8 protein-coding genes are annotated in these 10,321 nt (G+C 71.3%); 5 read left to right on the top strand and 3 right to left on the bottom strand.

What is annotated here, in order from left to right:
- The 3 genes from FE633_RS17900 to FE633_RS17910 all read left to right on the top strand — a co-directional run.
- A partial coding sequence (locus FE633_RS17900) for a mannosyltransferase YkcB-related protein (RefSeq protein WP_484422047.1) occupies positions 1 to 607 on the top strand: 607 nt, incomplete at its 5' end.
- Between the two features lie 245 nt (positions 608 to 852).
- Entirely contained in the window at positions 853 to 1,677 is an 825-nt protein-coding gene (locus FE633_RS17905) for an endonuclease I family protein (RefSeq protein ID WP_138046177.1), read from the top strand.
- A gap of 187 nt (positions 1,678 to 1,864) precedes the next feature.
- Positions 1,865 to 3,370 carry an FG-GAP-like repeat-containing protein gene (locus FE633_RS17910; protein WP_138046178.1) on the top strand — a complete coding sequence of 502 codons (1,506 nt, stop codon included), beginning with the start codon at positions 1,865 to 1,867 and terminating at the stop codon, positions 3,368 to 3,370.
- On the opposite strand, the gene FE633_RS17915 is transcribed toward FE633_RS17910, so the two are convergent.
- Genes FE633_RS17915 through FE633_RS17925 form a run of 3 tightly spaced genes read right to left on the bottom strand, consistent with a single transcriptional unit; the run spans position 3,334 to position 7,549 of the window.
- Positions 3,334 to 5,052 carry a thiamine pyrophosphate-binding protein gene (locus FE633_RS17915; protein ID WP_138046179.1) on the bottom strand — a complete coding sequence of 573 codons (1,719 nt, stop codon included), beginning with the start codon at positions 5,050 to 5,052 and terminating at the stop codon, positions 3,334 to 3,336. The genes FE633_RS17910 and FE633_RS17915 overlap by 37 nt on opposite strands.
- Complete coding sequence (speB, locus tag FE633_RS17920) at positions 5,049 to 6,035, bottom strand: agmatinase (RefSeq protein ID WP_138046180.1); 987 nt, start codon at positions 6,033 to 6,035, stop codon at positions 5,049 to 5,051. The genes FE633_RS17915 and speB overlap by 4 nt, the downstream gene beginning before the upstream one ends.
- A gap of 53 nt (positions 6,036 to 6,088) precedes the next feature.
- Entirely contained in the window at positions 6,089 to 7,549 is a 1,461-nt protein-coding gene (locus FE633_RS17925) for a sodium:solute symporter family protein (protein WP_138046181.1), read from the bottom strand.
- A gap of 141 nt (positions 7,550 to 7,690) precedes the next feature.
- On the opposite strand from FE633_RS17925, the gene FE633_RS17930 reads away from it, so the two are divergent.
- On the top strand, positions 7,691 to 9,199 hold the full coding sequence (locus tag FE633_RS17930) for a PucR family transcriptional regulator (protein ID WP_171060010.1): 1,509 nt from the start codon (positions 7,691 to 7,693) through the stop codon (positions 9,197 to 9,199).
- 67 nt (positions 9,200 to 9,266) lie between these two features.
- The gene (locus tag FE633_RS17935; protein WP_138046183.1) at positions 9,267 to 10,055 is read left to right on the top strand and encodes a phosphatase; all 789 of its coding nucleotides are present in this window, start codon (positions 9,267 to 9,269) and stop codon (positions 10,053 to 10,055) included.
- Positions 10,056 to 10,321 lie beyond the last annotated feature (266 nt).

Genomic DNA, 10,321 nt, shown 5'->3' on the forward strand with positions numbered 1-10,321 from the left:
CGCGGCCTCGGTGCCCGGGAGTTCGGGCGGCGGCATGAGCGGCACGAACCCGACGGCCGGGCCCACGACGGGCGGCGGCATGGGCGGCGGCCCGGGAGGCGCCCCGGGTGGCGGCCGCGGCGGCTTCCCCGGCGGGACCGCCAACGGCGGGCAGGCACCAGGCAATCTCCCGTCCGGCGCCCAGACCGGCACCGGCCGCCCCGGAGGCATGGCAGGAGGCGCGGCCGGAGGCCCTGGCGGTGGTGCCGACGCCGAGATGATCGCCTATCTGAAGAAGCACCGCGACGGCGCCAAGTGGCTGGTGGCCGTGTCGGGTTCGCAGAGCGCGGCCCAGCTGATCGTCAGCAGCAGGGAGCCCGTCATCTCCATGTGGGGCTGGACCGGCACCGACAAGGCCATGACCCTCACCAAGCTGAAGGAGCTGGTGAAGAAGGGCGAGCTGCACTACGTCATGCTCGGCGGCGGCATGGACGGGGGCGGCGGCCGGGGCGGCTCCGACAGCACGAGTGCGGAGGTGACGGCCTGGGTGCAGAAGAACGGTACGGACGTCGAGGCGTCGCAGAACACCCAGGCGCTGTACCGCCTCGACGCGTCGGACGTCAACTAGGGCCAGCCCTACGCCAGTTGGGGCCAGTTGGGGAAAACCCTCTACCGACAGCAGCCCCTGGCCGGCCCGAGGCCAGGGGCTGCCCGTGACACAAGAACGTCACACAACCGCCCCTTCCCGGTTACACGACGGACCACTCCCCCGTGCCACGCTCCCCGTTGACCGAACAGTCAACTCGCGTAGATCGCCCCGCCCTTGAGCCCGGCGGGCGTCCCGCGCGTGCCGTCCCCGGAAGGACACCCCCCATGTCCATTGCGCAGACAGGCAGACGAAGCAGACGAATACGCGACTGGAAGCCGCTCGCACTGGCCACCTCCGCCGTCCTCGTCGGCCTCGCCCTGCCGGCCGCGGCCGCGTCCCCCGCCGCGGCGACCACCACCGCGTACGACGACACGTACTACGAGGACGCGATCGGCAAGACGGGCCCGGCCCTGAAGGACTCGCTGCACACGATCATCAGCGACCAGACCTCGATCTCGTACTCCGCCGTCTGGAACGCCCTCAAGGTGACGGACCAGGACCCGAACAACAGCGGCAACGTGATCCTGCTCTACAGCGGCAAGTCGCGCAGCAAGTCCCTGAACGGCGGCGACACGGGCGACTGGAACCGCGAGCATGTGTGGGCCAAGTCCCACGGCGACTTCGGCACCGCGACCGGCCCCGGCACCGACCTCCATCATCTGCGCCCGGAGGACGTCCAGGTCAACAGCATCCGCGGCAACAAGGACTTCGACAACGGGGGCAGCCCGGTCAGCGGAGCCTCCGGCAGCTACACCGACTCGAACTCCTTCGAACCCCGCGACGCCGTCAAGGGCGACGTCGCCCGCATGATCCTCTACATGGCCGTCCGCTACGAGGGCGACGACAACTGGGCCGACCTGGAGCCCAACGACTCGGTCACCAACGGCACCGCCCCCTACCACGGCCGCCTCTCGGTCCTGAAGCAGTGGAACGACGAGGACCCGCCGAGCGCCTTCGAGGAGAAGCGCAACGAGGTCATCTACGACTCCTACCAGGGCAACCGCAACCCCTTCATCGACCACCCGGAGTGGGTCGAGGCGATCTGGTAGCACTACGCACGCTGCGTGGTCCGGCGTTGAGCTCCCTGTGTTCAACGGGGAGCTCTAACGAGCCACCAACCCATGGTTTCGAGTAAATGAACTGCTGCCGCACAACCGATGACGCGCAACCCGAGTCGCAGTAGATGAACGCGCGCACACCGACGCGCCGGACAAGACCGACTCGAAAGGCACGTGCATGTTGTTCCCAGCACGACGCAGGACCCCCACCACGGCACGGCTGACCGCACCTCTGGCCGCCGCGGCGCTGCTTGCCGGAGGAATCGGCAGCGTTGCCCTCACCGCGGCCTCGGCCCAGGCCGCCCCCGCCGCCGCATCGGCGGACGTGGACGTACAGGACGACTTCAACGGGGACGGTTACGCCGACCTGGTCGTCGGCGCACCGAACGCCACCGTGTCCGGAGCGGCCAAAGCGGGCTATGTGGCCGTCACGTACGGCTCGTCCAGCGGGCTCTCCGCCTCCAACAAGAAGCTCGTCAGCCGCTCCACCAGCGGGGTCCCCGGTTCCGCCACCGCGGGCCAGCGCTTCGGTTCCACCTTCGCCAAGGGGGACCTGGACGGCGACGGCTACGGCGACCTCGTGATCGCGGGCGGCACCCCGGGCTCCGTCATCCTGTGGGGCTCAGCCTCCGGCCTCACCGGCGGCACGAACGTCGCCGGGTACGGGGCCGCCCCGCAGGCCGGCGACTTCGACGGGGACGGCAAGACGGACCTGGCCCTGTTCTCCAAGCAGAACGTCGGCGGCGACGACCCCGAGGGCGCCCCGGCCACCCTGTGGAAGGGCCCGATCGCACGCACCGGAGAGCCCGCCGCCACCCTGAACATCCTCGACAAGTCCGAATGGTGGGGCTACGGGGCGGACGACGCCTCCTGCGTCACCAACGGCGGCTGCGAGGACGGCCCCGACTCGATCACCGGCCCCATCGTCTCCGGCCAGGTCGGCGACGTGAACGGCGACGGCAAGGACGACATCGTCCAGTGGACCTACACCGGCGACGGCACCTGGGGCAACCAGCTGCTCTACGGCGGCAGTGCGGGCTTCACCACCGAAAGGGCACCCGGAGACTCCACGGGCGGTGTCGCGGGCACGGGTGTGGGCGACGTGAACAACGACGGCTACGACGACGTGGTGGTCGGCGCCGACGACTGGAGCGAGAAGGTGCGCATAGCGTTCGGCTCGGCCCAGGGCCTGAACGACGCCGGTGATCAGACCTTCGACCAGAGCCTGCCCGGTTTCCCCGGCGCCCAGGAGTCCGGCGACGAGGTCGGCTCGGCGGTCTCGGTCGCCGACGTCACGGGCGACGGCTACGCGGACATCGCGCTCGGCATCGCCGGCGAGGACTTCAGCGGCCTCACCGACGCCGGCTCGTTCGCCCTGGTCCCCGGCACGGCCTCCGGCGTCACGGGCGCGGGAACCCAGGTGTTCCACCAGAACACCGCCGGTGTGCCCGGAGTCGCCGAGACGAACGACAGGTTCGGCGTGACCACCGCGCTCCTGGACGTCAACGGCAACGGCCACCGCGACCTCGCCGTGGCTTCCACGGCCGAGAACAGCGACAACGGCGCCGTCTGGCTCCTGCGCGGCACCACCACCGGGCTCACCACCACCTCCGCGTTCGCCTTCGGCGGCAAGGACCTCTCCGCGCCCTACACGGACGCGCTGTTCGGCTCGGCGCTGCGCTGATGCGTCGGCGCGAACATCCGCAGCACCGCCGGCAGGAGGACCACTGAAGGTCCAGGCGTGGCAAGGGACTTGGTGAGGTCGTCGGCGAGGGACTCCGGGGTCGTACGGACACCCGGCACCCCGAACGACTCGGCCAGCGCCACGTAGTCCGGACGCGACAGCTCCGTCGCCGGAGCTGTCGCGTCGCCGAAGGCGTCCGTCATGTACTCGCGGAGGATGCCGTAACCGCCATCGTCGACGATCAGCCAGGTGACGTCGAAGCCGTGCTGCTTCGCGGTCGCGAGCTCGGCGATGGAGTACAGGGCCCCGCCGTCGCCCGAGACCGCGAGAACCGGGTGGGTGGGGTCCGCTGCCGCCGCGCCCAGGGCCGCCGGGAAGGCGTAGCCGAGGCCGCCCGCGCCCTGGGCGGAGTGCATCGTGTTCGGGCGGCGGGCGTCGAAGGCCGACCATGCCCAGTACGACAGGATCGTCATGTCCCAGAAGGAGGGGGAGGACGGCGGAAGGGCGCGCCGTACGGATGCCAGCACGTCCTGTTCCAGGGTGAGTTCCTGGGACGCGATCCGTGATCGGACCAGTTCGAGGACGGTGCGCACCCGCTCGGGGGCCGTCGGGTCCGTGCGCTCGTCCACCGTCTCCAGGAGTGCGGACAGCGCGAGTCTGGCGTCGGCGTGGATACCGAGCGCCGGGTGGTTGGCCTCCAGCTTGCCCAGGTCAGCCTCGATCTGGATGACCCGGCCCCGCGGCTTGAACGTGTGGTAGTTCGACGACAGTTCGCCCAGGCCCGAGCCCACGACGAGGAGTACGTCCGCGTCCTCCAGGAAGTCCGTGGTGTGCCGGTCCTCCATCCAGGACTGCAACGACAGCGGATGCTCCCAGGGGAACGCGCCCTTGCCGCCGAAGGTGGTGACCACGGGGGCGGTCAGCCTCTCGGCGAGCGCGCGAAGCTTCCCGGACGCGTCCGCCCGGACGACCCCGCCTCCCGCGATGATCGCCGGACGCTGGGCTCCCGACAGCAAGTGGGCGGCCACCGCCGTCAGTTCGGGCCGGGGGACCACGTCCTGAGGTGTCGCGTCGACCGCCGTCACCACGGGCAGAAGTGTCTGTGCGAGCAGTACGTCCTGGGGGATCTCCACCCAGACCGGCCCGTGCGGAGCCGTCAGCGCCGACTGCCATGCCGCCGCGATCGCCGACGGGATCTGGGACTGTGTACGGACGGTGTGGACGGACTTGACCACGCCGCGGAACGAGGCCGCCTGGTCCGGGAGTTCGTGCAGATAGCCGTGGCGACCGCCGCCCAGTCCCGCCGTGGGGATCTGGCTGCTGATCGCCAGGACGGGGGCGGAGGCCGCGGCCGCTTCCTGGAGTGCGGCCAGGGAGGTCAGCGCGCCCGGACCCGTCGACAGCAGGAGCGGGGCGGCCTCGCCCGTGATGCGGCCGTACGCGTCGGCCGCGAATCCGGCGTTGTTCTCGACGCGCAGGCCGATGTACCGCAGGTCCGACCGGCGCAGCGCGTCGAACATCCCCAGGGCGTGCTGGCCCGGCAGGCCGAAGACGGTCGTCGCGCCGAGACCGGCCAGCGTCTCCACGACCAGGTCTCCGCCGCTCCGCCCCGCGGGAGGATTCAGGGCGGCTGACGTCTGGGCGGCCGTGGGGTGGAGTACCAGGTCGTGGTCGTGGGTCACTTCGGTCGGTCCTCCCGGCCCGTCCGGGCCTCGGCGATCTGACGGGACATGATCGTGGTCAGTTCGTACGCCGTGTGGGACGCGGCGACCGACGTGATCTCGGCGTGATCGTACGCGGGCGCGACTTCGACGAGGTCCGCGGAGACCAGGTTGCAGGACGCCAGCCCCCTGAGGATTTCGAGGAGTTCGCGGGAGGTCAGGCCGCCCGCCTCCGGGGTACCCGTGCCGGGTGCGTGCGCCGGGTCGAGGACGTCGATGTCGATGGAGATGTAGAGCGGGCGGTCGCCGATGCGCTGCCGCAGCTGGTCGGCGACCTCGTCCACGCCGCGCCGCATCACATCCGCCGACGTGACGATGCCGAAGCCCATCTTCTCGTCGTCGTCCAGGTCCTTCTTGCCGTACAGCGGGCCGCGCGTGCCCACGTGCGACAGCGCCTCCGTGTCGAGGATGCCCTCCTCGACGGCCCGGCGGAACGGCGTGCCGTGCGTGTACTCCGCGCCGAAGTACGTGTCCCAGGTGTCGAGGTGCGCGTCGAAGTGGAGGAGGGCCACCGGGCCGTGCCGCTTCGCGACCGAGCGCAGCAACGGCAACGCGATGGTGTGGTCACCGCCGAGGGTCATCAGTCGCGCGCCGGAGCCCAGCAGTTCGTCCGCGGCGGCCTCCACCGTCTCCACGGCTTCGTTGATGTCGAACGGATTGGCCGCGATGTCGCCGGCGTCCGCGACCTGCGCGAGGGCGAAGGGGGAGGCGTCCTGCGCCGGGTTGTAGGGGCGCAGGAGGCGGCTGGCCTCCCGGATGGCGTTGCCGCCGAAGCGGGCGCCCGGCCGGTACGAGACGCCGCTGTCGAACGGCACGCCGACCACGGCGACATCGGTGCGGCCGACCTCGTCCAGGCGCGGCAGCCGTGCGAAGGTCGCCGGTCCCGCGTACCGGGGGATGCGGGAGGAGTCGACGGGCCCGCGGGGCGTCTCGTTGCTGGTCATGGTGAACTGCCTTCTTTCCTACGCTTCGTCGCGTATGTACTGCACGGCCGACTCTACTGGGGAGCCGGGACGGGTTCGGACATGGGTTCGGGGGCCCGGCCGGCCAGCCGCTCGCGCCAGGCGGCGAGCACGGCGGCATCGGTCGGGCGGGTGATCAGCGAGACGGCCACATAGGCGGCCAGCGAGGAGAGCAGCCCGTAGTAGACCGGCTCGTTGGCGAGGATGCCGTACGTCGCCATCAGCGCGACGACCGCGACGCCGCCGACGATCACGGATGCCAGGGCGCCCTGGACGGTGCCGCGCTTCCACAGCAGACCGCCGAGGATCGGCACGAGGAGCCCGCCGACGAGCAGGTTGTAGGCCACGGTCAGCGCCTCGACGACGTTGTTGAGCGCGATCGCCGTGCAGATCACCGCCACGCCCATGATCAGAACGAAGACGCGGTTGCCCTTGACCTCGTCGTGTTCGACGGACGGGGTCCCGGTGATCCCCCGCAGCCGGGACCAGATGTCGTTGTTGGCGACGGTGGCGCAGGCGATGAGCGCGCCGGAGGACGTCGACATCACGGCCGCCAGAGCCGCGGCGAGCACCAACCCCCGTACGCCGACGGGGAGTTCGTCCTTCACGATGGTCGCGAAGGCGTCGTCGGCGCTGCCCAGCTTCGGGTAGAGCACCTTGGCCGCCGTACCGATGACGGCGCCGGCGAGCGCGTACGCCAGGCAGTAGGTGCCCGCGATCGTGCCACCCCACTTGGCGGTCCGGTCGCTGCGCGCGGTGAACACGCGCTGCCAGATGTCCTGCCCGATCAGCATGCCGAACGTGTAGATGAGTACGTAGGTGAAGATCGTCTCGCCGCCGATGCCCAGCGGATCGAAGTACTCGGTGGGAAGCCGGTCCTTCATCTCACCGAAACCGCCGGCCTTGACGACGGCGATGGGGAGCAGGAGCAGCAACACCCCGATGGTCTTCACCACGAACTGCACCATGTCCGTCAGGGTGATGGACCACATGCCGCCGAGCGTCGAGTAGGCCACGACGATCGAGCCGCCGAGGACGATCGCGATCGTGCGGTTGATGTCGAAGAGGACGTCGAAGATCGTGGCGTACGCGATGGTGGAGGTGACCGCGAGCATCAGCGTGTACGCCCACATGACGACGCCGGAGATGACGCCGGCGCGGCCGCCGTAGCGCAGGTCGAGCATCTCGGAGACGGTGTAGACCTTGAGGCGGGCGATGCGGGCGGAGAAGAAGACGCTCAGCGCCAGGAGCCCGAGGCCGATGGTGAAGACCATCCAGGCGCCGGAGAGCCCGTACTGGTACCCGAGCCCGACCCCGCCGATGGTGGACGCACCGCCGAGGACGATCGCGGCCATCGTGCCGGAGTACATCGCCGGACCGAGACGGCGCCCGGCCACCAGGAACTCGCTCTTGGACCGGGCCCGGCGCATGCCCCACCAGCCCATGGCCAGCATCCCCGCGAGATAGACGACGATCACTGTGTAGTCGACGGCCATGAAGGGCCTCCTTCGCGCACTCGGTGGCGTGTGTCGTGCCGGTGATGGGGCTGCCCGGGCACGACCCTAGGTGGCCGGAAAGTGGCGCTGAAGTGTACGTTTCATCCACTGTCGCGAAGCTGGATGGAGGAAACGTCCACCATGGCGGACCCTGCCGTTCCTCCCACGCCGCCCGTGCCCCTGGCGGCTCTGCTGGCCCGCGAGGACCTCGGCCTGTGTCGGATCGCGGGCCCCGAGGATCCGGCCACGGTGATCCACTCGGCGCACACGTCGGAGATGGCGGACCCGTACCCGTATCTGCTCGGCGGTGAGCTGCTGCTGACGGCGGGCGTGCACATTCCGGAGGCGGCCGGTTCGGGCACCTACTTCGACGACTACGTCTCCCGGATCGTCGAGGCGGGCGGCGCGGCCCTCGGCTTCGGGCTGGCGCCGGTCCACGACACGGTCCCGCGGGCCCTGGTCGAGGCCTGCGACCACTACGGCCTTCCGCTCCTGGAAGTCCCGCCCCGCACGACCTTCTCGGCTGTGGCGCGAGCGGTCTGGCAACTGATGGCCCAGGCCCGGCACGCGGAGCTGCGCCGCGTGACCGAGGCCCAGCAGAGCCTGGCCGCGGCGGCGTCCCGGCCGGATCCGGTGCCGTCCGTACTGCGGCAACTGGCCCAGCGGGTGGGCGGCCGGGCGGTGCTGTACGGACCGGAGGGGGCGGAGGTGGCGAGGGCGGGGCGGGGCCCGGAGGCGGCGGCGGTGAGCGAAGCCCTGACCGAACTGGCGACGGTCGTGCGCCCGACAGCGGGCAGGACCCCCCGTCCCGCTCCCACTCCCACGCCCACGCCCTCCTCCGCCACCGACACCGTGGACGGCGTCCACCTCGCCGCCTATGCCCTCGGCGCGGGCCAGGACTTCGTGCTCGGGGTGGCGGCGCCACGCCGCGAGCCCGGTGACCACACCATCGCCTCCGTGGCCGCCGTACTCCTCTCCCTCCTCACCGGCGAGCACCACAGCGGCACCGGCGCGGCCCGCTCCTCGGCTCTCGTACGGCTGCTGCTGGGCGCCGCGCCCGAGGACGTGGCGCCGCTGCTGGGCGGGCAGCGGTGGATCGTGGTGCACGCGCGCCGGGACGGCCCCGCCGCTCCGGATGCCGTCGCCGCGTCCGCGCTGGGGGCGGCGCTCGGCTCGGCGCTCGTCGACGTGGACGGGGATGTCGTACGCGTCCTCGTCCCCGCCGGCCGGGAGCCGGCCCCGCAGCCCGGCTGGATCTGCGGGGCCAGTGCTGTCGTCGGCCCGCAGGAGTGGGCGACCGCCGACACCCAGGCCGCCCGCGCCCTGGCCCGCGCGCGAGCCACCCGTACGCCCCTGGTCCGCCCCGGCGAACGCCCCGGCCTGGCCGAACTGCTTCCCCCTACCGAGGCCGAGGCCCACGCCCGCGCTCTTCTCGCTCCCCTCATCACGCACCCGGCCGCCGCCCTGCCCGAGACCCTCCGTACCTGGCTCTCCCTGCACGGCAGTTGGGACCGCACGGCGGTCGCCCTGTCCGTGCACCGGAACACGGTGCGGCAGCGGATCGCACGGTGCGCGGCCCTGCTGGATATGGACCTCGACGATCCGGACGTACGGATGGAGTTGTGGTTCGCGCTCCGGCAGGTGGAGTGACGTGACCCCCGTCCCAGGGTGCGGGACCCCGGTTCGCCCCGCTGAACGCCCCGGCAGAATAGGAGCCATGCCGATACCCGGGACCCCCAGTCGCGCCGAGCTCGTCGACCACCTTGTACGGACACGTATCGCGGGCGACGTCGCCACTCCCCGCGAGAACAACCTCTCCCACTACCGCAAGCTGGCGAACGGCGACCGCCACTACTGGCTCGGGCTGGAGCTCGGTGACCGCTGGTCCGACGAGCAGGACGTGCTCGCGGTGATGGCGGAGCGCTGCGGGGTGAACGACGACCCGGAGTACCGCTACGGGCAGGACACCATCGACCCTGAGCTGACGGTCGCCGCGCTGGAGCGGATGGCGTCGCGGCTGCGCAAGGCGGCGGCCGGGAAGCAGCGGGTGCTGTTCGCGACGGGGCACCCGGGTGGGCTCCTCGATGTGCACCGCGCGACGGCCGCCGCGCTGCGTGCGGCCGGCTGCGAGATCGTGGTGATCCCGGAGGGGCTGCACACGGACGAGGGGTACGTCTTCCAGTTCGCGGACGTCGCGGTCCTGGAGCGCGGTGCCACGCTCTGGCACACGCATTCCGGTGAGCCGATGCGCACCATTCTGGGCGGCCTCGAGCACGAGGGGCGTCCGCTGCCCGACCTGGTCGTCGCCGACCATGGCTGGGCCGGCTGCGCCGGTCAACTCGGCGTCGACTCCGTGGGGTACGCCGACTGCAACGACCCCGCGCTCTTCCTCGCCGAGTCCGAGGGCACCGTCCAGGTGACGGTTCCCCTCGACGACCACGTGACCAGTCCCCGTCACTATGACCCGATGACGGCGTATCTACTCTCCGAGTCCGGCCTGACGTAACGGAGGGTTTTTCGCCCCCGCCGCCCCTACCCGTCCCATCCCATACCTGGGGGCTCCGCCCCCAGACCCCGAATCGGCCTAACGGCCTCGTCCTCAAACGCCGGACGGGCTGGGAGTGCCTGGGGTGAGCGGAAAAGTGCGGGTGGGCGGGGGTGTGTCGGCCTGAACGGCCTCGTCCCCAGGCGCCGGACGGGCTGGAAGTGCCTGGGGTGAGCGGAAAAGTGCAGGTGGGCGGGGGTGTGTCGGCCTGAACGGCCTCGGGCGCG

Origin of the sequence: Streptomyces montanus, from assembly GCF_005786655.1 — a bacterium.
Classification (GTDB): Bacteria; Actinomycetota; Actinomycetes; order Streptomycetales; family Streptomycetaceae; genus Streptomyces; species Streptomyces sporangiiformans.